General features: G+C 70.3%; 28 protein-coding genes. 12 read left to right on the top strand and 16 right to left on the bottom strand.

Annotated elements, in window-relative coordinates:
- Positions 1-26: 26 nt before the first annotated feature.
- On the bottom strand, positions 27-1,058 hold the full coding sequence (locus tag ACFY36_RS22850; protein ID WP_499747977.1) for a YlbL family protein: 1,032 nt from the start codon (positions 1,056-1,058) through the stop codon (positions 27-29).
- A 113-nt stretch (positions 1,059-1,171) separates the two neighbouring features.
- On the opposite strand from ACFY36_RS22850, the gene ACFY36_RS22845 reads away from it, so the two are divergent.
- Positions 1,172-2,422 (top strand): zinc-dependent metalloprotease, encoded by a 1,251-nt coding sequence (locus ACFY36_RS22845; RefSeq protein ID WP_499747976.1) that lies wholly within the window; start codon positions 1,172-1,174, stop codon positions 2,420-2,422.
- A gap of 122 nt (positions 2,423-2,544) precedes the next feature.
- Here the strand turns inward: ACFY36_RS22845 and ACFY36_RS22840 are convergent, their stop codons facing one another.
- Positions 2,545-3,177, bottom strand: coding sequence for an NAD(P)-dependent oxidoreductase (locus ACFY36_RS22840; RefSeq protein WP_499747975.1), 633 nt, complete (start codon positions 3,175-3,177; stop codon positions 2,545-2,547).
- Between the two features lie 77 nt (positions 3,178-3,254).
- Here ACFY36_RS22840 and ACFY36_RS22835 point away from each other — a divergent pair, with 77 nt between their 5' ends.
- On the top strand, positions 3,255-3,857 hold the full coding sequence (locus ACFY36_RS22835) for a TetR/AcrR family transcriptional regulator (RefSeq protein ID WP_499747974.1): 603 nt from the start codon (positions 3,255-3,257) through the stop codon (positions 3,855-3,857).
- Between the two features lie 17 nt (positions 3,858-3,874).
- Here ACFY36_RS22835 and ACFY36_RS22830 read toward each other — a convergent pair whose 3' ends face one another.
- Both ACFY36_RS22830 and ACFY36_RS22825 read right to left on the bottom strand, forming a co-directional pair.
- A complete protein-coding gene (locus ACFY36_RS22830; RefSeq protein WP_499747973.1) occupies positions 3,875-4,471 on the bottom strand; it encodes a hypothetical protein in 597 nt (198 codons plus the stop codon).
- Positions 4,472-4,495: 24 nt separating this feature from the next.
- Positions 4,496-5,029 (bottom strand): M48 metallopeptidase family protein, encoded by a 534-nt coding sequence (locus ACFY36_RS22825; RefSeq protein ID WP_499747972.1) that lies wholly within the window; start codon positions 5,027-5,029, stop codon positions 4,496-4,498.
- 430 nt (positions 5,030-5,459) lie between these two features.
- Between ACFY36_RS22825 and ACFY36_RS22820 the strand changes: the two genes are divergently transcribed.
- From ACFY36_RS22820 to ACFY36_RS22805, 4 genes are all read left to right on the top strand, one after another.
- On the top strand, positions 5,460-5,621 hold the full coding sequence (locus tag ACFY36_RS22820; protein ID WP_015625326.1) for a DUF5679 domain-containing protein: 162 nt from the start codon (positions 5,460-5,462) through the stop codon (positions 5,619-5,621).
- Positions 5,622-5,834: 213 nt separating this feature from the next.
- The gene (locus ACFY36_RS22815) at positions 5,835-7,184 is read left to right on the top strand and encodes a hypothetical protein (protein ID WP_499747971.1); all 1,350 of its coding nucleotides are present in this window, start codon (positions 5,835-5,837) and stop codon (positions 7,182-7,184) included.
- A 529-nt stretch (positions 7,185-7,713) separates the two neighbouring features.
- Positions 7,714-9,069 carry an ABC1 kinase family protein gene (locus ACFY36_RS22810; RefSeq protein ID WP_499747970.1) on the top strand — a complete coding sequence of 452 codons (1,356 nt, stop codon included), beginning with the start codon at positions 7,714-7,716 and terminating at the stop codon, positions 9,067-9,069.
- Between the two features lie 5 nt (positions 9,070-9,074).
- On the top strand, positions 9,075-10,343 hold the full coding sequence (locus ACFY36_RS22805; protein ID WP_499747969.1) for a M18 family aminopeptidase: 1,269 nt from the start codon (positions 9,075-9,077) through the stop codon (positions 10,341-10,343).
- 312 nt (positions 10,344-10,655) lie between these two features.
- Here the strand turns inward: ACFY36_RS22805 and ACFY36_RS22800 are convergent, their stop codons facing one another.
- The 3 genes from ACFY36_RS22800 to ACFY36_RS22790 all read right to left on the bottom strand — a co-directional run bounded on the left by ACFY36_RS22800 (position 10,656) and on the right by ACFY36_RS22790 (position 13,724).
- Positions 10,656-11,018 carry a WhiB family transcriptional regulator gene (locus ACFY36_RS22800; protein WP_097318008.1) on the bottom strand — a complete coding sequence of 121 codons (363 nt, stop codon included), beginning with the start codon at positions 11,016-11,018 and terminating at the stop codon, positions 10,656-10,658.
- Between the two features lie 143 nt (positions 11,019-11,161).
- Complete coding sequence (locus tag ACFY36_RS22795; protein WP_499747968.1) at positions 11,162-11,446, bottom strand: hypothetical protein; 285 nt, start codon at positions 11,444-11,446, stop codon at positions 11,162-11,164.
- A gap of 139 nt (positions 11,447-11,585) precedes the next feature.
- Complete coding sequence (locus ACFY36_RS22790) at positions 11,586-13,724, bottom strand: ATP-dependent DNA helicase UvrD2 (protein ID WP_499747967.1); 2,139 nt, start codon at positions 13,722-13,724, stop codon at positions 11,586-11,588.
- Positions 13,725-13,805: 81 nt separating this feature from the next.
- Here ACFY36_RS22790 and ACFY36_RS22785 point away from each other — a divergent pair, with 81 nt between their 5' ends.
- Positions 13,806-14,051, top strand: a complete 246-nt coding sequence (locus ACFY36_RS22785; RefSeq protein ID WP_097318005.1) for a mycoredoxin — start codon at positions 13,806-13,808, stop codon at positions 14,049-14,051.
- Here ACFY36_RS22785 and ACFY36_RS22780 read toward each other — a convergent pair.
- The 6 genes from ACFY36_RS22780 to ACFY36_RS22755 form a co-directional block, all read right to left on the bottom strand.
- The gene (locus tag ACFY36_RS22780; protein WP_499747966.1) at positions 14,044-14,511 is read right to left on the bottom strand and encodes a hypothetical protein; all 468 of its coding nucleotides are present in this window, start codon (positions 14,509-14,511) and stop codon (positions 14,044-14,046) included. The two genes, ACFY36_RS22785 and ACFY36_RS22780, sit on opposite strands and share 8 nt — an antisense overlap.
- Entirely contained in the window at positions 14,508-14,945 is a 438-nt protein-coding gene (locus ACFY36_RS22775) for a hypothetical protein (protein ID WP_499747965.1), read from the bottom strand. The genes ACFY36_RS22780 and ACFY36_RS22775 overlap by 4 nt, the downstream gene beginning before the upstream one ends.
- Positions 14,946-14,966: 21 nt before the next feature.
- Positions 14,967-15,854, bottom strand: a complete 888-nt coding sequence (locus ACFY36_RS22770; RefSeq protein WP_499747964.1) for a phytanoyl-CoA dioxygenase family protein — start codon at positions 15,852-15,854, stop codon at positions 14,967-14,969.
- 95 nt (positions 15,855-15,949) lie between these two features.
- Positions 15,950-16,876, bottom strand: coding sequence for an NAD(+) diphosphatase (gene nudC / locus ACFY36_RS22765; protein WP_499748205.1), 927 nt, complete (start codon positions 16,874-16,876; stop codon positions 15,950-15,952).
- 20 nt (positions 16,877-16,896) lie between these two features.
- Positions 16,897-18,216, bottom strand: a complete 1,320-nt coding sequence (locus ACFY36_RS22760) for a M16 family metallopeptidase (protein WP_499747963.1) — start codon at positions 18,214-18,216, stop codon at positions 16,897-16,899.
- Positions 18,213-19,520 carry a M16 family metallopeptidase gene (locus tag ACFY36_RS22755; RefSeq protein ID WP_499747962.1) on the bottom strand — a complete coding sequence of 436 codons (1,308 nt, stop codon included), beginning with the start codon at positions 19,518-19,520 and terminating at the stop codon, positions 18,213-18,215. The genes ACFY36_RS22760 and ACFY36_RS22755 overlap by 4 nt, the downstream gene beginning before the upstream one ends.
- Positions 19,521-19,694: 174 nt before the next feature.
- Between ACFY36_RS22755 and ACFY36_RS22750 the strand changes: the two genes are divergently transcribed.
- From ACFY36_RS22750 to ACFY36_RS22735, 4 genes are read left to right on the top strand one after another with little or no spacing between them, the layout of a single operon-like run.
- Positions 19,695-20,093 carry an RrF2 family transcriptional regulator gene (locus ACFY36_RS22750; RefSeq protein WP_498692310.1) on the top strand — a complete coding sequence of 133 codons (399 nt, stop codon included), beginning with the start codon at positions 19,695-19,697 and terminating at the stop codon, positions 20,091-20,093.
- A 12-nt stretch (positions 20,094-20,105) separates the two neighbouring features.
- Positions 20,106-21,167: an ABC transporter substrate-binding protein gene (locus ACFY36_RS22745; protein WP_499747961.1), complete on the top strand. Its 1,062-nt coding sequence runs from the start codon at positions 20,106-20,108 to the stop codon at positions 21,165-21,167.
- A gap of 1 nt (position 21,168) precedes the next feature.
- Positions 21,169-21,900 carry an ABC transporter ATP-binding protein gene (locus ACFY36_RS22740; RefSeq protein WP_499747960.1) on the top strand — a complete coding sequence of 244 codons (732 nt, stop codon included), beginning with the start codon at positions 21,169-21,171 and terminating at the stop codon, positions 21,898-21,900.
- A complete protein-coding gene (locus ACFY36_RS22735; RefSeq protein WP_499747959.1) occupies positions 21,890-22,747 on the top strand; it encodes an ABC transporter permease in 858 nt (285 codons plus the stop codon). The genes ACFY36_RS22740 and ACFY36_RS22735 overlap by 11 nt, the downstream gene beginning before the upstream one ends.
- On the opposite strand, the gene ACFY36_RS22730 is transcribed toward ACFY36_RS22735, so the two are convergent.
- Both ACFY36_RS22730 and ACFY36_RS22725 read right to left on the bottom strand, forming a co-directional pair.
- Positions 22,734-23,597, bottom strand: coding sequence for a hypothetical protein (locus ACFY36_RS22730; RefSeq protein WP_499747958.1), 864 nt, complete (start codon positions 23,595-23,597; stop codon positions 22,734-22,736). The genes ACFY36_RS22735 and ACFY36_RS22730 overlap by 14 nt on opposite strands.
- Positions 23,598-23,631: 34 nt before the next feature.
- Complete coding sequence (locus ACFY36_RS22725) at positions 23,632-23,805, bottom strand: hypothetical protein (protein WP_499747957.1); 174 nt, start codon at positions 23,803-23,805, stop codon at positions 23,632-23,634.
- Positions 23,806-23,913: 108 nt separating this feature from the next.
- On the opposite strand from ACFY36_RS22725, the gene ACFY36_RS22720 reads away from it, so the two are divergent.
- Positions 23,914-24,627: a lysophospholipid acyltransferase family protein gene (locus ACFY36_RS22720; RefSeq protein WP_499747956.1), complete on the top strand. Its 714-nt coding sequence runs from the start codon at positions 23,914-23,916 to the stop codon at positions 24,625-24,627.
- A gap of 88 nt (positions 24,628-24,715) precedes the next feature.
- Here the strand turns inward: ACFY36_RS22720 and cspE are convergent, their stop codons facing one another.
- On the bottom strand, positions 24,716-24,919 hold the full coding sequence (gene cspE, locus ACFY36_RS22715; RefSeq protein WP_015625344.1) for a transcription antiterminator/RNA stability regulator CspE: 204 nt from the start codon (positions 24,917-24,919) through the stop codon (positions 24,716-24,718).
- Positions 24,920-24,976 lie beyond the last annotated feature (57 nt).

The raw sequence follows: 24,976 nt of genomic DNA, 5'->3' as shown, positions 1-24,976 counted from the left end.
GCCGGTGTCTCACAGTACGACATCTGTCACGCAGCCGAGCACGCCTTGGGGGTGCCGCCGCTGGTGAAGGTCTTGATGGCGGTCAGGGCGTCGTCCACGGTGGCGACTTCCGCCATCGGCAGACCGTCCACCGCGTTCTTCAGCGCCTCGGCGCAGTTGTCCTTGGGAACCAGGAAGATCTGAGCGCCGGCTTTCTTGGCGCCGACCAGTTTCTGCGGGATGCCGCCGATCGGGCCGACGTTCCCGTTGTCGTCGATCGTGCCGGTCCCCGCGATGATCTTGCCGCCGGTCAGGTCCTCCGGCTGGAGCTTGTCGAGAATGCCGAGCGTGAACATGAGGCCGGCGCTCGGGCCGCCGATCTTGTTCAAGTCGATCTTGACCTTGAACGGGGCGTCCTGCTTGGTGCCGATCTCGATGCCCAGGCGTGGCGTCTTGTCGTCGCCGCTCGCCTTGGTGGTGACCTTGGCGGTCGCCGCCTTGCCGCCCCGCGTGTAGGAGATCGTGAACGTGGTGCCGGCCGGCTTGGCCCGGACCACCTCGGTCAGCTTGTTCGGATCTGTGATCTTGGTGCCGTCCACGGCGGTGATCACGTCGTCGGCCTTGAGCACACCGGTCGCCGCGCCGTCGGCGGTGACCTTCTTGACATAGGTGAGGACCGGATATCCCAGCTTCTTCAGCGCCACGGTGACCGCGCTGGCCTGCGACTCCGTCCACTCCTCGGCGTTCTGCTGCTCGACCTGCTTCTCTGACTTGTCGGGCGGGTAGATCAGCTCACGCGGCACCACCGCGTCGGAGTGGCTGAACCAGCTGCTGATCGCCCAGACCAACTCCACCTGCGACTGCACGTTGACCGTGGTCAGCCTGAGCTGCCCGGCCGAGGTCGAGGTCTTGGCGGCGTCCGTCACCTGGATCACCTCGGCGCCGTTGTCCGAACCGAGGGTGTTGACGGTCGGGCCGGGCTTCAGCACGACATAGGGCAGGGGTGCGGCCATGACACCGACTGCCAGCAGGGCGGTGATCAGGGCGCCGAGGATTACCGTGACACCACGACGTCTCATGCGCGTGAGACTATCCCCCCTGCCTGAGTTCTCTCTGAGCTGCTGACCTCGTTCTCTCTGAGCGGACGGCGCCATCGGTCCGGAGCGGGCGTTTCCCGCGTACGGTTGACTACGTGCCTGATATCCCGTTCGGCTTCTCCCTGCCGGGCGCCCAGCCGCCCGACCCCTCCGACCCGCAGCAGATGCAGCAGTTCATGGCGCAGCTGCAGCAGATGTTCGCCGGCCCCGGCAGCGGCCCGGTCAACTGGGACCTGGCCCGGCAGGTCGCGGCCAGCCAGCTGTCCGCGTCCGGTGACCCCGCGGTGAACATGTACGAGCGCAACCAGGTCGAGGAGGCGCTGCGCCTCGCCGACCTGTGGCTCGACCCCGCCTCGGCGCTGCCGAGCGGCATCCGCTCGGCCGCCGCCTGGAACCGCAACGAGTGGATCTACAACACCCTCGACGTCTGGAAGAAGCTGTGCGACCCGATCGCGGGCCGCATGGTGGGCGCCATGGGCGATCTCGTCCCCGATGAGGCGAAAGCGCAGCTCGGCCCCATGCAGTCGATGGTGGCCACGCTCGGCGGCGCCCTGTTCGGCGGCCAGCTCGGCCAGGCGCTGGGCCAGCTCGCGGCCGAGGTGCTCTCGGCCGGCGACATCGGCCTTCCGCTGGGCCCGACCGGCACGGCCGCGCTCGTACCGGCCAACATCAAGGCGTACGGCGACGGCCTCGAGATCCCCGAGGACCAGGTCCGGCTCTACGTGGCGCTGCGCGAGGCGGCCCACCAGCGCCTGTTCGGCCACGTCCCGTGGCTGCGGGCCCACGTGCTGAACGCCGTCGAGACGTACGCGAACGGCATCACGGTCAACCGTGACGCCATCGAAGAGGCGATGAGCCGCGTCGACCCCACCGACCCCGAGTCGATGCAGGCCATGGCGCTCGAGGGCATCTTCACGCCCGAGGACACGCCGCAGCAGAAGGCGAGCCTGGCCCGCCTCGAGACCGCGCTGGCCCTGATCGAGGGCTGGGTCGGCCACGTGGTCGACTCCGCCGCCGGCGACCGCCTGCCGTCGGTGGTCCAGCTCGGCGAGGCGTTCCGCCGCCGTCGCGCCGCGGGCGGCCCGGCCGAGCAGACCTTCGCCGCTCTCGTCGGCCTCGAGCTCCGTCCGCGCCGTCTGCGCGAGGCCGGCGCGCTCTGGGCCGCCGTGGCCGAGCAGCGCGGCATCCAGGGCCGCGACGCCCTGTGGGGTCACCCCGACCTGCTGCCCACCGACGAGGACTTCGCCGACCCGCAGGCCTTCGCCCAGGTGGAGTCCGACTGGGACATCAGCGAGCTCGACAACCTGGACAAGGGCGAGGACGAGGGCAAACCCGACGAGAAGTAACTGGCCGTGGCCGGTCCGGCTTTTTCGGATGTACGGATCGGCCACAGCACCGCTGCGACAGCGCGGCCCGCTGCCGTCCCCAGCCTTTGCCGCGAGCTGCGGGCTGAGCTGCAACTCGAGCTTCAGAGCGCGACGGCCACCGCGGCGCGGACGGTTCCCTCGTCGGCCGCGTAGCGCAGCAGCGCGCCGGCCAGATCCGCGCGCGAGATCCGGGTGGCGCGCGGCAGGTTGTGCCCGACCGCGGTGCGCCAGCGCCCGGTCCGCCGCCCGTCGGTGAGCATCGGCGGCCGCACGACCGTCCAGTCGAGGTCGGCCGCGGCGACGATCTCCTCCATCCGGCGCATGTCGGCGAACCCGTGCGCGAGCATCCGCGCCAGCATCGGCTTGACCACACCACGGGTGAACAGGCCGTCGTGATCGTCGACGTGCATGCCACTGTTGCTGATGACGAGCAGGCGCCGCACCCCGTGCTGCTCCATGGCGGCGACGATCGTGGTCGCGCTGTCCGCACAGACGGTGGTGGGTCCCCGATCGCGCGGCCCGATGGCGGAGACGACCACATCCTGACCGGCTACGGCCGCGCCCGCGGCGGCCGCGTCCGTCAGCTCGGCCGTGACGACCCGCAGTGGCGGCAGGTCCGCCGCCAGCCGCCCCGGGTCCCGGACCACGGCCGTCACGTCGTGGCCGGCGTCGACGGCCTGGCGGACGAGCTGGGAACCCGTGCCGCCGGTGGCCCCGAAAACAGCGATCTTCATTGCATGCCTCCTGGTTAGTGAGTGCTCACTAACCTCTATAGTTAGTGAGCACTCACCACCGTGTCAAGGAGCAGGCGTTGAACACTCGCGACCGGATCGTCTCCGCCGCGGCCGAGGTCATCAGGGATCGTGGCCTGGCCCGCGCGACCACCAAGGAGATCGCCCGCGCCGCCGGACTGTCCGAGGCGGCGTTGTACAAGCATTTCCGCGACAAGACCGACCTGTTCATGGCGGTGCTCGGCGAACGAGGCCCCACCACCCTCGGCGCCGTTCTCGCCCGGCTGCCGGAGCGCGCCGGCGCCGAGCCCGTCGCCGTGGTGCTCCACGACGTGGCGCTGGCCGCGGCCGACTTCTACGACCAGGGCTTTCCCATGGCCGCGTCGCTCTTCTCCGAGCCGGCGCTGCTGGCCGCCCATCGCACAGCCCTGAAGGAGCGGGGCGCCGGACCACAGATGCCGGCCCTGGCCCTCACCGCCTATCTGCGCGGAGAGCAGGACCTCGGCCGCCTGGACCCGGAAGCGGACGCCGCGGCCGCCGCTCAGATGCTGCTCGGCTCCTGCCTGCAACGAGCGTTCCTGGGCCATTTCGCCGACCACCCGCCGGAGAAGACCGCGAGCTTCGCCTCCGCCCTCGTGGAAACCCTGCTCAGAGGCCTGTCACCGCGAACGACGGCGCCCTAGCCCACTTCCCGGTGGGCTCAGCCGCCGAGGAGCGCCCTGGTGTTCTCCCAGCCCTCCAGGGCCGGGTCGAGCGAGGCCAGCTCGGCCGCACCACGCAGGCGGCGCCACTCGGGGGTCGAGGAGACGGCGCCGGGCTCAGGGGCCGTACGCCGGAGAATTTGTGCCGTTGCCGTGTCGAGGTCGTGATCGGCGAGCCAGGCCGGGGCGGGAAGGCTTGTGGCCAGGCCGAACAGGCCGCTGCCGGGCCCACCGGCGGCCACCGCGACCGCCTTGGTCTCCAGGGGCCGCAGCAGCTTGCCGAGGATCATGCCGGGCACGTCAGGGGCGTCGGCGGCGATGACGGCGGCCTGGTCGAAGCCGTCGGCCTCGGCCGCGGCCAGGACCGGGCCGTAGGTCGCGGTGGGCACCTCGTAGATCCGCATGCCGGGCCAGGCGATCTCCTCGGCCAGCTCACGGTCGCCCGGGGTGGCCGCCACGGCCGCATCGGCCTGGGCCAGGCGCGCGAGAAGGTCGACCACGTCCTCGGCCATCGCGGCCCGCCACGCGGCGAGCCCGACGCCGGGCGGACTCCACTCGACGGGCACCAGCAACGCAGCCACGAGCCGTTTCACCACGGTGCCCACCCTACGACGGGCGCCTCAGTCGTCGGCCAGCACCAACCCGGTCGCGGCCGAGATGCCCTCGAGATAGCCACGGGCCCGCTCGGCCTTGGGGTAGCGGTTGACCAGCTCCCAGAAGCGGGCGCTGTGGCTGGGGACGACCAGATGGGACAGCTCGTGCAGCAGCACGTAGTCGATCACCCAGTCGGGCATCTCCTGGATGCGGTGGGAGATGCGGATCGTGCCGTCGTCCGGGGTGCAGGAGCCCCAGCGGCCGTTCTGGTTGGTCACCCAGCGCACGCTCGCCGGCCGGACGCGCTCGGCGTGGTCGGAGAGGTAGCGGCTGGTGAGGCGGCGGGCCCGGGACAACAGTTCATCATCCGTACGGCGGATGCGCTCTTCCCGGGCCTCGAGGCGGGCCAGCATGCGCTCGACCCACTCGGTCTCCTCGGCACGGGAGAACCTGTCCGGGATGAGCACGACAACGCGCTCACCGTCCCTGTACGCGGACACTGTGCGACGCCGGCGCTGGCTGCGCCGCACTTCGACGACAGGCTTGCGCGTCCGGGCCATCACCGGCTCGCGAGGCCCAGATTCGGGTTCACGTTGAGACGCTAATCCGTGAGACCCATGTCACCGCAAGAGTACGGCCGATGACACCCGCCGGATATGCGTAGTTGCTCCCTGTATTACCGGAAAAAATTTCCACAGCCGCAACATCGATGACAGCGTGCCAACTTAGCGCACGTGCCGCGCGTCCCTTTTACGACCGTTTGAAGGCAATCCCCGGCGTGTTGCGGCACAAGTGGCCAAAAAGGGCGATTCCTCCCGGCACACTCACGTCGGCGCCGACACCACCGGCACCGCGCTGACATGGAACCGGCTTGACCTGGGTAGTGGACGGCCCTGACGGGTGGCCACATCCACGTGGTCGCGGATCGGTCCAGCGCCGAACAAGGTCGCTCGGGCCCACCCCGGCCGACAACATTGACTAGGAGGAACCGTGGCCGACAACACGTACAACGGCTACTGCGTTAAGTGCAAGGAAAAGCGCGACTTCCAGGGGACCGTCGAGGTCTCGAAGACCGGCATGAACATGGCCAAGGGCAAGTGCCCGGTGTGCGGCACGACCGTCAACCGCATCCTGGGCAAGGCCAAGGCCTAATCGTCACCCGACCGGGGAGGGCGGGTAGCCCTCCCCGGTGCATTACCCCGCAACGCCATATCCCCAGCGGACCGGGCACGTTGAGTGAGGTTGTGGACAACCCTCTAGCCTGTGGATAACTCGCTCAGGGCTGTGGATAACCCGCTTCACGGGCGGTGTGGGCCTGTGGACAACGAACTCGCTCCGCATCGCCGCAGTGACATGCTGTCACTCGTGAACCGCCCTCTCCTTCTCCCCGGACTCCCCCGAGTCTGGCGGGACGACACCGAGTTGCAGCTCGGCGCCGACCCGGCCCGGGCCGTCCTGCTGCGCCTGCCCGACCCCCGGGCCGCCGAGATCCTCGACCTGCTCGACGGCACCCGCCCCGAGCGCCTGGTCCTGCTCCGGGCCGTCGAGCTGGGCATTCCCGCCGACCAGGCGCGGGCCGTCCTCGAGTTCCTGCACGCGGCCGGCCTGGCCCTGCCGGCCGCCGCCCTGATCCCGCGCACGTCGACGGGCACCGTCCACCAGAGGCTGGTCGGCGAGGCGACGGCCCTGGCCTTCCACGACCGCCGCGCAGCGCCGATCCCCAGACACGTGCCCCCGGCGTTGAGAAGCGGACGAGCGCCCACCACCACCCTCAGACGACGCCAGGTCGCCTCCGTGCTGATCACTGGGCGTGGCCGTCTCGGCGCCCCGATCGCGGTCGCCCTGGCCGAGGCGGGCGTGGGCAACGTGTGGGCGGACGTCCCCGGCTCGGTCCACGAGGACGAGCTGTCGGGCGGCCCGTTCCGCAAAAGCACGATCGGCACGCCACGCGGCGAGGCCATAGCGGCCGCCGTGACCCAGGCCATGCCGGACACGAACACCCGCCACCCCAGAACGGCAAGGCCGTCCCTGGTCGTCCAGCTCGACCACGACAGGCCGGCGGCCCTGGTCGCGGCGGCCCACGCCGCCCGCCGCCAGCCCCACCTGGCGGTGACCATCCGGGACGGCGCCGCGGTGATCGGCCCGCTGGTCCCCATGACGGGCGGCCCGTGCCTGGCCTGCCTGGAACTCCACCGCCTGGACCGCGACGCGAGCTGGCCGGGAGCCCCGCGCTCCTTGACGCCGGAGCCATGCACGGTGACAACGTTGCTGACGGCAACGGCATACGCCACAGCGGAGGCCCTCGCCTACGTGGACGGCGACATCCCCGAAACCTTGGGCGCCTCGATCGAGATCACGGGCCCGGGCCGCTTCCGCCGCCGAACGTGGCCCCCACATCCCCTGTGCGACTGCTCCCACCGCCCAGCCAGGGCCCAGCGAAAAACCCAGCCGCCAACCGAGGGCAACAACACCCGCCGCCCAAGGGCGACCAAGGGCGACGGCACCCGAGCAGCCGCGCCATCCACCACACGACACCCGCCCGAAGGCGCCGGCAAAGGAAGGAGCCGCGCCCGACCAGCTGCGCCATCCACCACACAGCAGCCACCCGAAGGCACCGGCCAGGAAAGCAACGGCACCCGAGCACCCGCGCCCACCCGCCACGCGGCTGCCACCGGATCTCCGCCTGCTCCTCCACGCTCAGCACCTCCCGATTGAGCGTGCCCACTTTTCCGCATAGCAGATATACCGGGCGAATCCCGCCTAACGAGAGGCCGAGGCCCGCTGACACATGAGCTGCCGCGCAACGGCCGCCCGCCGAAGCCGACGCGGGAAGCCACCTTCCGATCAGTCGAAGGAAAGACCTCGTCAGCCGCGCCAACCACACAGGCGCCGGCCGAAAGAAGCGCCACCCACCAGGCATCACGCCGGCGGGCAGGTGGTCGGCAGGTCGGTGGTCCGCAGGCCGGTAGTCGGCGGGCTGCGGGCCGATGGCCGGCGGGGCGGTGGCCGGCGGGCGGTGGGCGGCGAGACGGCTGCAGGAAGTGGGTCAATGCGACGACTGCGGGCAGTGTGGTCTGCGGTGGGAAGTGGGTCGACGTGGCTGTGGGTGATGGGTGGAGGTTGTGGTGGGGCGGGGTGAGATTTGTGGAGGGGTGGGAAACTTGTAACGGACTTTTGTGGGCGAGTAGGGCGAAGCCGCCCCAGGCGGGCCGAGTAACGGGGCGGCGTCGGTCACAATGATCTGGTGAGCGATATACCGCGGCGGGCGGCGGCCCGGACGGCCAAGCTGGCCTCGCTTCCTCTCGGGTTCGCGGGGCGGACGGCTCTCGGGCTGGGCAAGCGTGCCGTCGGGATCGCTACCGACGTCATCTCGGCCGATATTCAGCAGCGCACCGCCGAGCAGCTCTTCAGCGTGCTGGGGCAGCTCAAGGGTGGCGCCATGAAGTTCGGGCAGGCGCTTTCCGTCTTCGAGGCGGCCATGCCCGAAGAGATGGCGGGGCCCTACCGGCAGGCGCTGACCAAGCTTCAAGAGGCGGCGCCGCCCATGCCGGTGGCCAGCCTGCACAAGGCGCTCGCCGAGCAGCTCGGGCCCGACTGGCGTGATCTTTTCGCCGAGTTCGACGACAGCCCGGCCGCCGCGGCCAGCATCGGGCAGGTGCACCGCGCGGTGTGGAAACTGCCGCCCGCGCGCAAGAACGCCAAGCCCAAGACCGTGCCCGTCGCCGTCAAGGTGCAATATCCGGGCGCCGGTGAAGCCCTCCTGGCCGATCTCAAGCAGCTGTCCCGGCTGGCCGGCATGTTCAAGATCATCCAGCCGGGCATGGACATCAAGCCGCTGCTGGCCGAGCTCAAGGACCGGATCACCGAGGAACTCGACTACGCCATGGAGGCCGAGACCCAGTCGGCCTTCGCCACCGCGTACGCCGGAGACCCGGAGATCTACGTGCCCAAGGTGATCGCCTCGGCGCCGCGGGTGCTGGTGACCGAGTGGGTCGAGGGCACGCCGCTGGCCAAGGTGATCTCGGACGGCACCGAGGAGGAGCGCGACGAGGCGGGACGGCTCATGGCCCTCCTGCACTTCTCGGCGCCGGCCCGGGCCGGGCTGCTGCACGCCGACCCGCATCCGGGCAACTTCCGGATGCTGGCCGACGGGCGGCTCGGCGTCATCGACTTCGGCGCGGTGGCCCGGCTCCCCGGTGGGCATCCGGAGGCGATCGGGCGGCTCGTGCGGCTCGCGCTCGACGACGACGCCGACGGGGTGGCCGACGGGCTGCGCGAGGAAGGCTTCATCAAGCCCGACGACGAGATCGACGCCCGGGCCGTGCTCGACTTCCTGCGGCCCATGATCGAGCCGGTGGCGGTCGACGAGTTCCGGTTCACCCGGGCCTGGCTGCGCGGCGAGGCGACCCGGCTCAGCAACCCGCGCTCGCCGGCTTACCAGCTCAGCCGCAAGCTCAACCTGCCGCCGTCGTACCTGCTGATCCACCGGGTGACGCTCGGCTCGATCGGTGTGCTGTGCCAGCTCGAGGCCCGCGCGCCCTACCGCGCCATCCTCGAGAAGTGGCTGCCGGGATTCGCGCATGAAGCGCCCGTAGCCTGAAGGCCATGACCCACATCGACGATCTGGCCGCCTTCGTCTCCGCCTCACCCAGCTCCTATCACGCGGCGGCCGAGGTGGCCCGCCGGCTGGGCGAGGCCGGATATCGCACGCTCGACGAGACCGCCGACTGGCGCGGCGACGTCCGGCCGGGCGCGCGGCTGCTCATCGTGCGGGACGGTTCGGTCATCGCGCTGGCGATTCCCGAGGGCGCGAACGCCGGCACCCCGTTCCGGATCCTCGGCGCGCACACCGACTCGCCCGGCTTCAAGCTCAAGCCCAAACCCTCGACGTCCGCTTTCGGCTGGTTGCAGGCCGGGGTCGAGGTGTACGGGGGTCCGATCGTCGCCTCATGGTTCGACCGTGAACTGGAACTCGCGGGCCGGGTCGTGCACCGCGACGGCACCAGCCACCTGGTGCGGACCGGGCCGTTCGCCCGCATCCCGCACCTCGCCATCCACCTCGACCGCGAGCTGAACAGCGGGTTCGCGCCCGACCGGCAGCGCGAGGTCCAGCCGGTCTTCGGCGTCGGCGCGGCGAGCGAGGCCGACGTGGTCGGTCACCTGGCCGGGCTGGCCGGCATCGACGGCGAGGCCGTCGCCGGCTACGACATCATCACCGTGGACAGCGCCGCACCGGCCCGTTTCGGCCAGGACGGCAAACTCTTCGCCTCGGCCCGGCTCGACAATCTCTCCTCGGTGCACGCCGGGGTGACCGCGCTGCTGGCGGCCCAGCCGGTCGGCGCGATCGCGATCCTGGCCGCGTTCGACCACGAGGAGGTCGGGTCCGAGAGCCGCTCCGGCGCCGCCGGCCCGTTCCTGTCCGACGTACTCGAGCGGGTCTCGTCCGCGCTCGGCGGCGACCGGTCCGATCTGGCCCGGGCCATCGCCGGGTCGTGGTGTCTGTCCTCGGACGCCGGTCATGCCGTACACCCCAATCGCCCGGAAAAGCATGACCCGGTCAACCGTCCCGTGGCCGGTGGCGGTCCCCTGCTGAAGATCAACGCGGTGCAGCGCTACACGACCGACGCGACCGGGGCCGCACTCTGGGCCCGCACCTGCGCCAAGGCCGGCGTGCCGTGGCAGGAGTTCGTCTCGAACAACGCGGTGCCCTGCGGCTCGACGATCGGCCCGATGACCGCGGCCCGGCTCGGCATCCCGACGCTCGACGTCGGCGTCCCGCTGCTCTCGATGCATTCGGCCCGCGAGCTCACCCACGTCGACGACCCGGCCTACCTCGCCGCCGCGATCACCGTGTTCCTGTCGGCCGGCGCCTGACAGCACCGCCGGAAGCACAGCACCGCCGGAAGCACAGAAAAGCCCGTCCGCTCGCAGCGGACGGGCTTTTCCTATCGGGTTGGTCGCTCAGATGCGGATCAGAAGCGTCCACCACCGAGTTCGCGCGAAGCCCGGTGCTGGGCCTCCATGGCTACTCGACGGGCGGGACGGTGTGCCTCAGGTGTGTAGTCACTCTGAGGCCGACGCATTCGGGCACGGGACAACGCTTCTTGGAGGAGTCTCATCTTCGTTCCGTTCGGGTTCATCTCGATGCTCGGCTTTCGGGTCAGGGGGTTGGGGAGGGTGTGCATGTCAGGCCGCCAGGCGGACGGAGTTGCGGGAGTCCAGACCGTTCGCGGCGAGCCGCTCCTCGACCTCGTGGGCCAGCTCGGCGTCGCGCGCCACATCGGCCTTACGGGGACGGCCACGCGGCCGCTTGCGCGGAACCACGGCACCGCGCTCGAAGATCTCGCCGCCCCAGACACCCCAGGGCTCGTTCCGCTCGGCCGCGCCGGCCAGGCACTCGACGCGCAGCGGGCAGTCCCCGCAGAGCGACTTGGCCAGTTCCAGCTGGGCCGGGGAGTCGGAGAACCACAGGTCCGGGTCGAACTTCCGACAGGGCAGGTTTGCCTCGATCTCGACGCTCACGTCGAGTGGGGCCAGCGCCAGACTCATAAAGCCCGGTCACCTCTCTCTTCTCTTCGATCTTCTGGATCGCCGTTCAGGTCGTACGTCCGGCCGGTGAGCCGGGAAAAAAATTAGGCCGCGGATCCCGGTTACGGGTTCCGCGGCCTCGAGGTGAGCCGGAGGTCTGTTTGTCAGACCGGCCTTCCTCGAGGCGGGACACCGCTGCCACCATCCGTGTAGCGCTTGGAGATGGAGACATTGCTGCCCTTGAACCCAGTGGTGCTCTTGGTGCTGATGGCGCCGCCGCGACCCAGTTCCGCCAGCTCGGCCTGAGCGGAGACCTGGTGCACCCGCGACACCGGAGCCCGCTCGGCGGCCAGCACTGCCACGGGGGCAGCCGGCTGGAGAGCGGACGGAGCGCAGGCAAGGGTCAGCGGCATCAACGGTCGCGTCATCGTCATCTCGAAGATCTCCATATCTGCCACCTCCTCCAATTGCTTGCACTCGTGTCTTGACTTGCCTGTTCAACCCGGCCGAACGGAGCCGCTCGGTGAGCTGTGTCCTGAGGCTATGCCTGCCCCGCACGGGAGGGCAAACGAATTAACGGGTTGATTCTCAAAGTTTTTCCGAGGCGGCCGAAAGTGGGTCCGCGCCGCCCACCAGAGCGAACACCGCGGGCCCGTACTGGCCGAGCTTGCGCGGCCCGATTCCGGCGATCGCCAGAAGCTCGGCCGGGCCGGACGGGCGGCGTTCAGCGATCGCCACCAACGTGGCATCGGTGAACACCACGTAAGCAGGAACGCTGAGTTCCTCGGCCATAGTCGCGCGCCAAGTCTTCAGCCGGTCGTAGAGATCCTCGTCGAGGTCCGACGGGCAGGTCGGGCAGCGGCCCAGCTTGCGGTCGGCCCCGGCCAGCAGGGTGGCGCCGCAGACGCGGCAGGACGACACCTGCGGGCGCCTTCGGTCGGGTTTCCGACTCCGGTCGGCGCCGGCGCCGGCCCGCTCGGTGCTGGAGTTGCGCTCGAGCTGCGGCAGGAAACGGCAGGGCCGGCGCGCGCGGCCGCCCGAGGAGCGCATCTGCCCGTACGAGAGCCACAGGTATTGCCTGGCCCGGGTGACCCCCACGTACAGCAGCCGGCGCTCCTCCTCGAGCTGCTCGGGCGTCTTGGCGTACGTCGTCGGAAGGGTCCCGTCGGCCAGGCCGACCAGAAAGACCGCGTCCCATTCGAGGCCCTTGGCCGAGTGCAGCGAGGCCAGGGTGACGCCGGCGACGGTCGGCGCGTGCTGCTGCTCGGCCCGGCGGGCCAGCTCGTCGTTGAAGCCGGACAGCGTCAGGTCGCGCTGCACGGCCCCGGCCTGCCCGATCGGCTCCAGGGTGGGGCTCTTGGCGTACTCCTCGGCCAGGGTGACCAGCGCCGCCAGCGCCTCCCACTGCTCGCGCGCGGCCCCGCCGGGCGGGGGTTGCTCCCGCTGCCAGCCGGTCGCGGCCAGCCCTTCCACGACCGCCTGCACGAGCGGCGTCTCGCCCGGGATCGAGCGCACGGCGGCCCGCAGCGCGATCATCGCCTGGCGGATCTCGGTGCGCTCGAAGAACCGCTCGGCCCCGCGGACCACGTACGGCACCTCGGCTTCGGCCAGTGCCTTTTCGTACGTCTCGGATTGCGCGTTCGTCCGGAAGAGCACCGCGATCTCGCTGGCCGGCGTGCCCGCCCCGATCAGGTCGCGGCATTTCCGGGCGACCGCGGCCGCCTCGCCCGTCTCGTCCGGGAAGATCTTCAGCTCGGGCTCGGCGCCGGGCGGGCGCTGCCCGACCAGCTCGAGGCGCAGCCGGGCCTCGTTGCCGCGCGCCTGCCGGATCACGGCGTTGGCCAGCCCGACGACCTGCGGGGTGGAGCGGTAGTCGCGGACCAGCCGGACCACCACCGCCTCGCGCCGCTGCCGGGGGAAGTCGATCAGGTACGACGAGGTGGCGCCGGTGAACGAGTAGATCGTCTGGCTGGCGTCGCCGACCACGGTCAGGTCGTCGCGCCCACCCAGCCACGCCTCCAGCAGCCGCTGCTGGAGCGGGTTGACGTCCTGATATTCGTCGACGACGAAGTGCCTGTACTGGGCCCGGATCTGCTCGGCCACGTCCGGGTGGTCCTCGATGCCCCAGACCGCGGCCCGCAGCATGTCCTCGAAGTCGATCACACCCTGCCGCCGCTTGAGCTCCTCGTAGGCGGCGAACACCTCGGCCACCTTGGCCGGCTCGAACGGCGGCTCACGCAGCGCCTTGGTGGCCGCCACGGGATATTCGCCCGGCTCGACCAGCGACGACTTGGCCCACTCGATCTCACTGGCCAGGTCGCGGGCGCCGGTGCGGTCGGCCCGCACCCCGGCCCGGGCCGCGGCCAGGCCGACCACGCGGGCCTTGCTCTCCAGCAGCTCGGGCATGGCCCGGCCCTCGAGCAGCCGCGGGGCGAAGTAGCGCACCTGGCGCAGCGCCGCCGCGTGGAAGGTGCGCGCCTGCACGCCCCGGGCGCCGAGCTCGGTGAGCCGCGACCGCATCTCGGCGGCGGCGCGGGCGGTGAAGGTCACGGCCAGGATGTGGCGCGGGTTCACCTCGCCGGCCAGGGTCCGATAGGCGATGCGGTGGGTGATCGCCCGGGTCTTGCCGGTGCCCGCGCCGGCCAGGATGCAGACCGGGCCCGCCGGGGCGGTCACCGCCGTCCGCTGTTCGGGGTCGAGCCCGGCCAGCACCGCATCAGTCAGCACAACAGGGAATCATGACACCAGGGGCGGGCGTTGTGCTTGAAGGCGCTGTGCCATGTGACCCATCCGAAGGGATCCTGACCGATGCTGACCATGTACTCGACGTCCTGGTGCGGATATTGCCACCGCCTCAAGTCGCAGCTCGACCGCGAGGGCATCGCCTACGACGTCGTGGACATCGAGCGGGAGCCGGCCGCGGCCGACTTCGTGATGAGCGTCAACGGCGGTAACCAGACGGTGCCGACCTTGAAGTTCGATGACGGGTCGGCGCTGACCAACCCGTCGATCGTCCAGGTCAAGGAGCACCTGGCCGCGCTGGCCGCTAGCTGACCTCCTCCTCGGCCTCCTCCGGCGGGGCCGGGGCCGGCATGGGAATCGGGACGGCGAGCTTCTCGGCCTGTTTGATCAGGTCGTCGAGCTCGCCGTCGGTCATCGCCAGCTCGTCGGCGAGAGAAGCGGACAACAGCAGATGTACGCCGGAGCGGACGGCCTCGTCGATGTCCTCCACCGGCACCTTCTCGCCCAGCGCCTCGCGCACCAGCATCTCCGCGTCGAGCGCGGGCAGCGCCGCCGCGGCGTGGAAGTTCACGGCCGTCGCCACGCTGCGCCCGATCTCGGCCAGCGGGCTGTCGGTGAGGAACCGGCGGCGCACCATGAGACCGAAAGCGATCTCCCACACGCGGCGTTCCGTGTCGCCCGCGGGAGCGGCCAGCCGGGCCGGCACGTCGTTGCGGGCCACCGCCTGGAGCAGGTGGCCGAGCCGCGGCTCGGGCGGGAAGACGGCGCTCACGACCGCTCCACCCGGTGCTCGGCCTGCTCGATCAGGTCGGCCAGATGGGCCGGTGGAATTCCCGGCGGCCGCACCAGGTCACCCACGACGTAACAGATCAGCTCGAAGCGGCGCAGGTCCGGGATGCGGTACGCCAGATCGGGCTCGCCGACCGCGGACCGGATCACCGCCTCGGCCTCGCGGGCCAGCCCGCCGCCGGTCGGCAGCGACTGATATTCGAGCAGGTCGCGCACGTATCCGGTGACGTCCCGCGGGTCGCGCCCGACGAAGCTGCGGCGGACCGCCACGGTGAACAGCTCGCGCAGCAGCCGGACCGCGGCCGGCGAGTCGCTCAGCCGGGACAGCGACCGCGCCGGGTGCTCGTCCTCGAGCGCTTCGAGGACGTTGCGGCCCGCCGCCGTCGCCGTCTTGACTAATGTCCCGTTTTGTCCCACATACGGATGTTAATCCGGACCCTACGGAATCAGTGCCGGAATGCTGGAGTCCAGCAGACCGCGCTCCCGCAGCGCCCCGTACAGCGGGGTGGTCTGCGGATAGTGGCCCCACGCGTGGTCGCCGCTGCCGTCACCGGCGTGGCCGAGCAGCTGGCGCTGCACGTCGGAGAAGCCCGCCCACTCCGGACGGCCCGGCAGGTCCGCGGTCTCGTCCCGGCCGGCGATCCAGCGGTACGTGTAGCCGAAGAACGCGCCGACCCGGGTGATCGTCGAGTAGTTGTCGGAGCGGGCGTGCCACAGGCGGCGGTCGAAGACGACGAGATCGCCCGGGTCGGCCGTGATCTGGATGGCGCCCTCGGGCTGCGGCCAGGGAACGCCCCGGGTCGGCGGACCGGGCAGCCAGTTCGTCTTGTGACTGCCCGGCAGAACGGTGAAATTGCCGCGCCCGGTCTCGCTCACGTCGGAAAGCCAATAGGCCAGCTTCACCGACATCATCGGGCGGGGATCGGTCTCGATCTCTCTATTCTGACGGCCGCCGTCCTGGTGCCAGTGCCACCAGTCCTTCTGCTTCCGCTGAATCTGCGGATGCACGTCGACGTGGGAGTGGTAGACGTGCACGTTCCAGCCGAGCAGCGACCAGATGTAGCGGAACGCCACCGGATGGTCGAGCAGGAAGGCCAGCTCGGGCAGCGAGGTCACCGCCGACAACTGGTGCAGGGCGCCGGTCGGGCCGAGGCCGTGACCACCGGGTTCGCCGGCACGCTGGAAGGCGCCGAGGATCGCGGCGCGGGCCACGTCGATCTCGCTCGGCGACAACACTCCGCGGACGACGAGAAAGCCGTCCCGGTCGAACCGGGCGCGCTCATCGGCCGTCATCGGTGCCCATGCGGGCGCTTCCACCTGCGTCATCGAATTTCCACCTCTCGGTCTTTGTATATCGAAGACGAGTCGGTGGCGCGCGAAGGTTACCCAGGAAGCAGAAAACTTTTCTGATTAGAGAAAGTTCAAACAGCCAGCCAGCTCTCAATGAGATAGAAAGCGATCGAAGAAGGCATCGGGAGGCCCATCCGGACACCCGTTTCCGGGTGCTGATAGTCGCCGGCGATCATCTTCGCGATGTCGTCGCGCGAGAACCAGTGCGCCTCGTCGATCTCGGCCGGGTCGAGCGTGAGCGGCTGATCCGGATCGGCCGTCGCGTGGTAGCCGAGCATCAGCGAGCCCGGGTACGGCCAGGACTGGCTGCCGGCGTACCGCAAGGACCTGAGCCGCAGCCCGACCTCCTCGCCGACCTCACGCACGACGCTGGCCTCGGCCGACTCGCCGGGCTCGACGTAGCCGGCCAGGCACGAGAAGCGCAGGCCGCCGTCCGGCGCCGCGCCCCAGGTGGCGTTGTGGCCGAGCAGGCAGCGCCCCTCGGGCCCGGGCTGGCCGTCGTGCACGAGCACGATCATGGCCGGGTCGGTGCGCGGCCACATCGTGTTGCCGTCGGTGTCGACCCGGGCCCAGCCGGCCTCGATCGCCTTGGTCGGCTGGCCGGTGCGCGGCGAGAACTGGTGGCTCCGGTGCCAGTTGCCGAGCGCGGCGGCCGTGGTGAAGATGCCGGCGTCGCGGTCGCTGAGCAGGTGGCCGACCTCGCGCAGGGTCGCCGCCCGGGCGCCGTCGGCCTCGGGCAGCGGGGCGTCGATGGTCCAGAGCGGGGTGCCGTCGCGGTCCTCGCCGAGGAACCAATGGTCCCCCTCGGGCGCCTCGTCCGGCCGGACGAGGACGAGGACGTCGTCCTTGACGAGAGCACGACCGCCCTTCGACAGGTCGACCACGAGGACGAGGCCCCGCGTCCAGGCCTCGGACAACCAGGCTTCGTCCGTACGGTGGTGGGCCGCCCGGTCGAGGGTGGTGCGGGCCAGAGGTGGCGAACCGGGCTGCTCGTGCAGGTCGGGCTGTTCCGGAGCGCTCACTCGGCGCCGCGTTCCACGGTCGTGAGCGCGGACAGCTGACCCTCGACCTTGTCGGCGTCGCCGAGCACGACGGTGACCGCCTTGGACGGCGCCAGGAACCGCGACGCCACCTCGGCCACCTGCTCGCGGCTGGCCGAGGCCAGGGCCGCCGTATATTCGCGCAGATGGTCGAGGCGCAGGCCGATGCCGGCGTACATGCTGGCCAGGCCGGCCAGACCGGCCTGGGTGGACATGCCGAGGCGGAGCGTGCCCAGGGCGTAACGCCGGGCCTGCTCCAGCTCGTCCTCGCCGGGCGGCAGGCTGGCTATCCGGCCCAGCTCGTAGAGGGTCTCCAGCAGCGACGGGCCGGTCACCTCGGTGGCCACCTCGGCCGCCACCATCAGGGCCGAGCCGGCCGCGAAGTGCTCGATGCCGGTGTGCGGGCCGTAGGTGTAGCCCTTGTCCTCGCGGATGTTCTCGACCCAGCGCGACGAGAAGTAGCCGCCGAAGACGAGGTTGGCCAGCTGGAGGGCCGCGTAGTCGGGATCGGTGCGCTCCAGCGCCGGCAGCGCCATGCGCAGCGACGACTGCACCGCGCCGGGCCGGTCGACCAGCAGCAGCGGGCCGGGCTCCAGCGGCGGGGTGGGCGGGATCGTGCCGTCCTTGGCCGGGCCGGTCCAGCTGCCGAGCGCCTTCTCGGCGGCGTCGATCGCCTTTTCCGGGTTGATGTCGCCGACCAGCACCAGCACGGCGCCCTCGGGGCGGACCCGGTCGGCGTGCAGCGCGCGCAGCTGAGCCGGGCGGACGGAGCGGACCTGATCCGGCTCGGGCGTCTGCACCGCGTACGGATGCTTGCCGTAGATCCGCTTGAGCAGGGCCGTACGCGCCAGATGGGCGGGCTGGCTCTGGGCGACCTGGATGTGGTCGACCAGGCGCTCGCGCTCGGTGGCGACCTCCTCGTTGGGATAGCCGGGGTCGGTCAGCACCGCGGCCAGGATCTCCAGCATCCGGTCGAGGCCCGCGGCCAGCGAGTTGCCGCTGATCAGCAGCTTGTCGGGATCGAGGCCGGCCGAGAGGCCGCCGCCGACGGCCTGGAGCTCGGCCGCGATGTCGACGCTGGTCATCTCGCTGGTGCCGGTGAACAGCGCCTGCGACAGCAGGGTGGCCCGGGGCAGCGGGGTCTTGCCGAACGGCACCCGCAGCCGCAGCTCGACCAGCGGAACCGCCGGCCGCCGGATGGCGATCACGGTCAGCCCACCGGCGATCGTGCGCTCGGCCTCGCGAGGAAGCTTGAGCTTGGCGTCGGGGATCAGATCGGGCAGGGCTTTCGTTGTCATGCGGTAGCTCCCGGGAGGACCTCGACGGTGGCGCGACGTTCGGGGCGCAGGGTGGCCGCGGCGGCGACGATCTGCGCCCCGGTCACCTCGCCGACCAGCTTGGGCAGCTCGTTGAGCATCTCGGGCCGGCCGCGCTGGAGCTCGAGCACGGCCATCGGCAGCGCCCGGCCGAGCACCGCGTCGGTGTCGCGCAGCAGGTGGGTGGCGATGCGGGCCTGGGTGCGCTCCAGCTCGCCCGGCCGCAGCCCGTCGGCGGCCAGCCGGTCGAGCTCCTCGTCAACCGTGCGCAGCACCTTTTCCGTGTCGCCGCCGGGCGGCATGTGCGCCTGCAGCAGCAGCGCGGTCGGGTTGCGGACCTGGAACTCGTCGCCCATGAAGCCGATGTAGCCGCCGATGCTCGTCACCGTGCGGTCGCGCTGCACCAGGCGCTCGACCAGACGGGACGCGTCGCCGTCGGTGAGCACCTCGGCCAGCACCACGTAGGGCAGGTAGTCCTGGAAGGCGTTGATCGGGTCGGGCACGCGCCAGGCGCTGGCCACGCCGGGCAGCGGGGCGAGCTTGTCCGTGTACGAGTCGCGGCGCTCACTGTCGAGATCGGGCTCGTCGAAGTCGGGCCGCTCGGGGGCCGGGCGGGCCGGCACGTCGCCGAAATGCCGCTTGATCATCTCGGTGGCCTTGGCCACGTCGAAGTCGCCGGCCACCGCGAGCGTCGCGTTGCCGCAGGCGTAGTAGCGGTCGAAGAAGTTCTGCGCGTCCTCGACGGTGGCGCTGTCGAGGTCGCCGAACGAGCCGTAGCCGTCGTGGGCGTTGGCGAAAGTGTTGAACATGACCGGCGGGAGCCGGAGCCACGGGAACCCGCCGTACGGCCGGTTCAGCACGTTGACCCGGATCTCCTCCTTGACCACGTCGATCTGGTTGAGCAGATTTTCCTCGGTGAGCCGGGGACCGCGCATGCGGTCGGCCTCGAGGAAGAGGGCCCGCTCGAGCGCGCCCGACGGCAGCACCTCGAAGTAGTCGGTGAAGTCGAGGTGGGTCGAGCCGTTGAAGGTGCCGCCGGCGCCCTGCACATGCCGGAAGTGGGCCAGCTTCTCCAGATTTTCCGAGCCCTGGAACATCAGGTGCTCGAAGAGATGAGCGAAGCCGGTGCGGCCCTCGGGCTCGGAGCGGATGCCGACGTCGTAGACGACCGCGACACCGACGACCGGGGCGCTGCGATCGGGAGTCAGCACCACCCGCAAACCGTTGTCCAGGGTGAATCGCTCGACCGGATATTTCGTCGCGGGGATCTTGATTCTGCGCGCCACAAAATGACATTAGCGCCTTCGGCGGCCACTGTGGCGGCGGCCGGTCACCGAGCGATCGCATCCCGTCATCCGGACGGAGCCGGCCCGGGGCTTGACCCCAATCTCTACTTAGGCCATTATTCCTATCCGCTAGATAGGTTAGACAGACAATGGCACGGACGGTCAGGGGGAACCGTGTACGTCTCGGCACGCACCGACTACGCCGTCCGGGCGATGCTCGCCGTCGCCGCGGAGCATCCGCGCCTGGTCAAGGCCGCGTCGCTGGCCGCGGCCCAGGACATCCCGCTCAGCTTCCTGCAAGGCATCCTGCTCGACCTGCGCCGCTCCGGGCTGCTGCACAGCCACCGCGGCGTCGACGGCGGATACGCGCTGGCCCGGCCGGCGACCGAGATCACTGTGGGCGACGTCGTCCGCGCGGTCGGCGGGGCGCTGACCACCGTGCGCGGACTGCCCACCGGCACCACGACCTACCGCGGCGCGGCCATCGGGCTGCGCGACGTCTGGGTCGCCGTCGAGGAGGCCATCGAGGGCGTCGTCGACCACCGGACCCTGGCCCAACTCAACAACATCTAGGAGTAGAGAGCCATGAGCTCCCGCACCATACGTGCGCTTGCCCTCGCCGCCACCGCCGTGCTGTCCGCCTCCCTGCTGTCCGCCTGCGGCGACGACGACAGCGCGGCCGCCGGCGGCACCGCCGAGGCGAGCGCCATCCGCCTCGGCTACTTCCCGAACATCACCCACGCCCCGGCGCTGATCGGCGTCAACAAGGGCTACTTCCAGACGGCGCTCGGCAGCACCAAGCTCGAGACCAAGACGTTCAACGCCGGACCGGCCGCCATCGAGGCGCTCTTCTCGGGGGCGATCGACGCGACGTACATCGGGCCGAACCCGGCCATCAACGGCTGGGCCCAGTCCAAGGGCAGCGGCCTGAAGATCATCGCGGGCAGCACCTCGGGCGGCGCCGGCCTGGTCGTCAAGGAGGGCATCAACAGCCCGGCCGACCTCAAGGGCAAGAAAATCGCCACCCCGCAGCTCGGCAACACCCAGGACGTCGCGCTGCGCGCCTGGCTCAAGGAGAACGGCCTCAACGCCGACACCCAGGGCGGCGGCGACGTCTCCGTGCTGCCGCAGGACAACGCGACCGCCCTCCAGGCGTTCGCGCAGGGCTCGATCGACGGCGCCTGGGTGCCCGAGCCCAACCTGAGCCGCCTGGTCCTCGAGTCCAAGGGCAAGGTGCTGGTCAACGAGAAGGACCTGTGGCCGAACGGCCTGTTCGTCACCACCCACCTGATCGTCACCCAGGACTTCCTCAAGAAGTACCCGGCCACCGTGAAGAAGCTGCTCCAGGGCCACCTCCAGGCGCTCGACGAGATCGAGAAGGACAACGCGGGGGCCCAGAAGGCGGCCAACGAGCAGATCAAGGCGCTCAGCGGCAAGCCGCTCAAGGACGAGGTGCTGGCCTCCTCGTTCAAGAACCTGACCTTCACCGCCGACCCGGTCGCCTCGTCGCTCTACACCAGCGCGAAGCACGCCGAGGAGGTCGGTCTGCTCAAGCCCGTCGACCTCAAGGGCATCTACGACCTGGGTCCGCTCAACGAGCTGCTCAAGGCCGCGGGCAAGCCCGAGGTCAGCGACTCCGCGGCCTGACATGAGCGTCCTTCAGCTGGAGAACGTCTCCAAGGAGTACGGCTCCCTCCTGGCCCTGGACCGGGTCTCGCTCACCGTCCAGCGGGGCGAGTTCGTCTGCCTGCTCGGCGCGTCCGGCTGCGGCAAGAGCACTCTGCTCTCGCTCGTGGCCGGGCTCGACCAGGTCAGCGGCGGGACCCTGGACATCGGCGACCGCAAGGTCTCGCTGATGTTCCAGGAGGCGGCCCTGTTCCCGTGGCTCTCGGTGCGGGCCAACGTCGAGCTGCCGCTGCGACTGCAGGGCGCGGGCCGGGCCGAGCGCCGGCAGCGGGCCGACGAACTGCTGGACGTCGTCCGGCTGCGGGGCTTCGGCGACAAGCGGCCGCACGAGCTGTCGGGTGGCATGCGCCAGCGCGTCGCGCTGGCCCGCGCCCTGGCTCAGAACGCCGACGTGCTCCTGATGGACGAGCCGTTCGGCGCGCTCGACGCGATGACCCGCGACATCCTGCACGACGAGCTGGAGCGGATCTGGCGGGAGCGGGAGCTGACCGTCCTGTTCGTCACGCACAACGTGCGCGAGGCGGTGCGGCTCGGCGACCGGGTCATCCTGCTGAGCAGCCGCCCGGGCCGGGTGATCGAGGACTTCGCGATCACCCACGAGCGCCCGCGGCGCATCGACTCCCCCGAGGTCTCGGGCCAGGCCGCCGAGATCACCGATCGGCTGCGCGCGGAGGTGGCCCGTCATGGCAACTGAAACCCTGGACCGGGCCGTCAGCGGCCTGGACGCCCTGGAACTCGGGCCGAAGCGCCAGAAGGCCAACGTCGGCAAGCGGATCTGGAAGAGCACCTGGCCCAAGCTGCTGGCCATCGCGATCGTGCTGCTGGTCTGGCAGATCGTGGTCTGGGCCGAGTGGAAGCCGATCTACGTGCTCCCGTCGCCCGAGACGGTCTTCACCGACCTCGGCACGGTGATCACGACGGCCGACTTCTGGGACGGCGTCCGGGTGACGATGACCCGGGCCTTCACCGGCTTCCTGCTGGCCGTGGTCATCGGCACGGTGATCGGGGCGCTGGTCTCGCAGTTCGCGCCGCTGCGGGCGGCGATCGGCTCGCTGATCACCGGCCTGCAGACGATGCCGTCGATCATGTGGTTCCCGCTGGCCATCCTGCTCTTCCAGCTCAGCGAGAGCGCGATCCTGTTCGTGGTCGTGCTGGGCGCGGCCCCCTCGGTGGCCAACGGCCTGATCAGCGGTATCGACTACGTGCCGCGGACGTGGTTGCGGGTGGGCCAGGTGCTGGGGATGCGCGGCTTCGCGAAGTACCGGCACCTGATCCTGCCGGCGTCGCTGCCGTCGTTCATCTCGGGCCTCAAGCAGGGCTGGGCGTTCTCGTGGCGCAGCCTGATGGCGGGCGAGCTGCTGGTCATCGTGCCGGGCGCGCTCTCCATCGGCGTACGGATGCAGCAGGCCCGCGACCTCAGCGACTCGAGCCTGGTCATCTGCTACATCATCGTCGTCCTGATCATCGGAATCCTGATCGACGTGCTGTTCAACGCGGTAGACAGCTCCCTGCGCAAGCGCTGGGGCCTCAAAGAATCCTGACGGACTTCAGGACGTCGTCCACCACGTAGTCGAACTGCTTGTGGGTGCCGGGGATCGAGACGTACAGGACCGCGGCTGTTGTCTTTCCGACGTCGATGACCGCCACCGCCGACAACTCGTCGGTGGCGGTCAGGCCCGGCGCCGTGAAGTGCAGGCGGAACTCGCTCACCCAGGCCGGACGGCCGCCCAGCGTGGTCAGCTCGTCCCGGATCGCGTCCATCGTGTTCGGCTGCGGGTAATACTCGGCGCGCACGTCCGCCGCCACCTGACGGCCCACGCACTCCAGGTTCAGCGTCACCGCGTCGTTGTCCGCCGCCGGAACCGCGGCCGACAGGATCGAGGCGTGGTAGCTCCCGCCGCTGTACTGCTCGGTGACGAAATGCTGGCCCACCTTGTACGGCACCTCGAGCGTCCCGGCCCGCCACGTGGTGTCCCATGGGACCCATGGATCGCCGTACGCCTTGTACGAGATGCCGGCCTCGGTGTCGGTCGTACGCCGGCCCGACTCGGGCGGCGGGGCGGAGGGCGCCTGGGTCGCCCCGGCGCTGGGCGACTCGCTGGGCGCCGGGCAGGCCTGCGCCAGGGGCGGCCGGACATCGGTCGGCGCCGAGGCCTGATCGCGGAACGGATTGGTGTCCGACGAGAGCGCCACCACGAGCAAAATGGTCAGACCTATGGCGAGAATGGCGCCGGCGATCGCCGCGAAGATCTGGATCTGCCGCTTCTGCCGCCCTTTGTCATTTCGTGGCGGCTCGGGCGCGGGATCCGACAGCGGCGGCGGCGAGGGCACACCCGTGACGAGACCGGAGCCGAAGCCACCGCCCGGTCGTTGCCACGATTGGTCGGACATGAATCCCAGTGAACACCACGATCGTGAACGGGCCCTACACGCCCCCGAGGAGCCCCAACATCTGGTGCCACACGGCGGGGGCGACACCGGCCGGGTCCGACAAAGCGGGATACCAGGGGGCGAAGGCCACGGCGAGGACCAGCACGACGCCCACCGAGGCGAAGGCGCACACGAACGCCAACTCCCGGCGGGCCGAAGGACCCCGCATGCCGTCGCCTCCCGGTGAAAAAGACCAGACAATGGTTAGACGCTCGATACGGGCGTTCCGTTGCATCCGGCCCAGGAGAAATTCAGCGAGTTCCGCTACCGTCTTGCCATGGAACTCGTGTATCCCCCGGTCGTCGCGGCAGCAAAGGCCTGGTTCCGCGCGCTCGACCTGAAAATTCAGGTGGACGGAGCTGAGCACATCCCGCAGACGGGCGGGGCGGTGCTGGCGAGCAACCACGTGAGTTATCTCGACTTCATCTTCTGCGGGCTCGGCGCCCAGCCGGCCAAGCGGCTCGTCCGCTTCATGGCCAAGAAATCCGTCTTCGACCACAAGATCAGTGGCCCGCTGATGCGCGGCATGCGGCACATCCCGGTCGACCGCGACGCCGGCGCCGCGTCCTTCCGCGAGGCGACACAGGCCCTGAAGGACGGTGAGATCGTCGGCGTCTTCCCCGAGGCGACGATCAGCGAGTCGTTCACCGTCAAGGAGCTCAAGTCGGGCGCGGTGCGACTGGCCCGTACGGCGAAGGTGCCGTTGATCCCCATGGTCGTCTGGGGCCCGCAGCGGCTCTGGACCAAGGGGCACAAGAAGGAACTGGGCAAGCGCCACGTGCCGGTGATCATCAAGATCGGCCAGGCGATCGAGATCCCCAAGGGTGTCTCGCCCGAGGCGCTGACCGCGACCCTCAAGGAGCGGCTGAGCGAGCTTCTGGACGCGGCCCAGCGGGCGTACCCGGACAAGCCCTCAGGTCCGGAGGACCGCTGGTGGCTCCCGGCCCACCTGGGCGGCACCGCGCCCCTGCCCGAGGCCGCGGCGGTCTGAGCGGGAGAAACGAAACGGCGCCGCACCCCGGTCGAGGGGATGCGGCGCCGTTCTTGTCGTTCTACCTGCTACCTGATCTGGACAGAGATCAGAGCGGGCGGATGTTCGCGGCCTGCGGGCCCTTCTGGCCCTGCGTGACCTCGAACTCCACACGCTGGTTCTCGTCCAGCGAACGGTAGCCGGAAGTCTGGATAGCGGAGAAGTGGGCGAAGACGTCGGCGCCGCCGTCGTCCGGGGTGATGAACCCGAAGCCCTTGTCCGCGTTGAACCACTTCACAACGCCGGTAACCATGCTCGTCTCCTCGACGGTCGATCGTTCCCGGCCATTATGGACGGGAACGAGGTAGTA

The organism is Actinoplanes sp. NPDC000266, assembly GCF_042899005.1.
In the GTDB taxonomy this organism is placed as follows: Bacteria; Actinomycetota; Actinomycetes; order Mycobacteriales; family Micromonosporaceae; genus Actinoplanes.
Note: the sequence above shows the minus strand (reverse complement) of the source record. Positions and strands in the feature narration are given on the sequence as shown.

What these genes read in the sequence shown, in the direction of transcription:
- ACFY36_RS22800 (WP_097318008.1), bottom strand. Translation starts at nt 11,018, where the DNA reads ATGAGTCTGGCGCTGGCCCCACTCGACGTGAGCGTCGAGATCGAGGCA.
- ACFY36_RS22795 (WP_499747968.1), bottom strand. Translation starts at nt 11,446, where the DNA reads ATGGAGATCTTCGAGATGACGATGACGCGACCGTTGATGCCGCTGACC.
- ACFY36_RS22825 (WP_499747972.1), bottom strand. Translation starts at nt 5,029, where the DNA reads ATGGCCCGGACGCGCAAGCCTGTCGTCGAAGTGCGGCGCAGCCAGCGC.
- ACFY36_RS22840 (WP_499747975.1), bottom strand. Translation starts at nt 3,177, where the DNA reads ATGAAGATCGCTGTTTTCGGGGCCACCGGCGGCACGGGTTCCCAGCTC.
- ACFY36_RS22770 (WP_499747964.1), bottom strand. Translation starts at nt 15,854, where the DNA reads ATGACGCAGGTGGAAGCGCCCGCATGGGCACCGATGACGGCCGATGAG.
- ACFY36_RS22805 (WP_499747969.1), top strand. Translation starts at nt 9,075, where the DNA reads ATGACCCACATCGACGATCTGGCCGCCTTCGTCTCCGCCTCACCCAGC.
- ACFY36_RS22745 (WP_499747961.1), top strand. Translation starts at nt 20,106, where the DNA reads ATGAGCTCCCGCACCATACGTGCGCTTGCCCTCGCCGCCACCGCCGTG.
- ACFY36_RS22730 (WP_499747958.1), bottom strand. Translation starts at nt 23,597, where the DNA reads ATGTCCGACCAATCGTGGCAACGACCGGGCGGTGGCTTCGGCTCCGGT.
- ACFY36_RS22735 (WP_499747959.1), top strand. Translation starts at nt 21,890, where the DNA reads ATGGCAACTGAAACCCTGGACCGGGCCGTCAGCGGCCTGGACGCCCTG.
- cspE (WP_015625344.1), bottom strand. Translation starts at nt 24,919, where the DNA reads ATGGTTACCGGCGTTGTGAAGTGGTTCAACGCGGACAAGGGCTTCGGG.
- ACFY36_RS22720 (WP_499747956.1), top strand. Translation starts at nt 23,914, where the DNA reads ATGGAACTCGTGTATCCCCCGGTCGTCGCGGCAGCAAAGGCCTGGTTC.
- ACFY36_RS22725 (WP_499747957.1), bottom strand. Translation starts at nt 23,805, where the DNA reads ATGCGGGGTCCTTCGGCCCGCCGGGAGTTGGCGTTCGTGTGCGCCTTC.
- ACFY36_RS22785 (WP_097318005.1), top strand. Translation starts at nt 13,806, where the DNA reads ATGCTGACCATGTACTCGACGTCCTGGTGCGGATATTGCCACCGCCTC.
- ACFY36_RS22760 (WP_499747963.1), bottom strand. Translation starts at nt 18,216, where the DNA reads ATGACAACGAAAGCCCTGCCCGATCTGATCCCCGACGCCAAGCTCAAG.
- ACFY36_RS22850 (WP_499747977.1), bottom strand. Translation starts at nt 1,058, where the DNA reads ATGAGACGTCGTGGTGTCACGGTAATCCTCGGCGCCCTGATCACCGCC.
- ACFY36_RS22740 (WP_499747960.1), top strand. Translation starts at nt 21,169, where the DNA reads ATGAGCGTCCTTCAGCTGGAGAACGTCTCCAAGGAGTACGGCTCCCTC.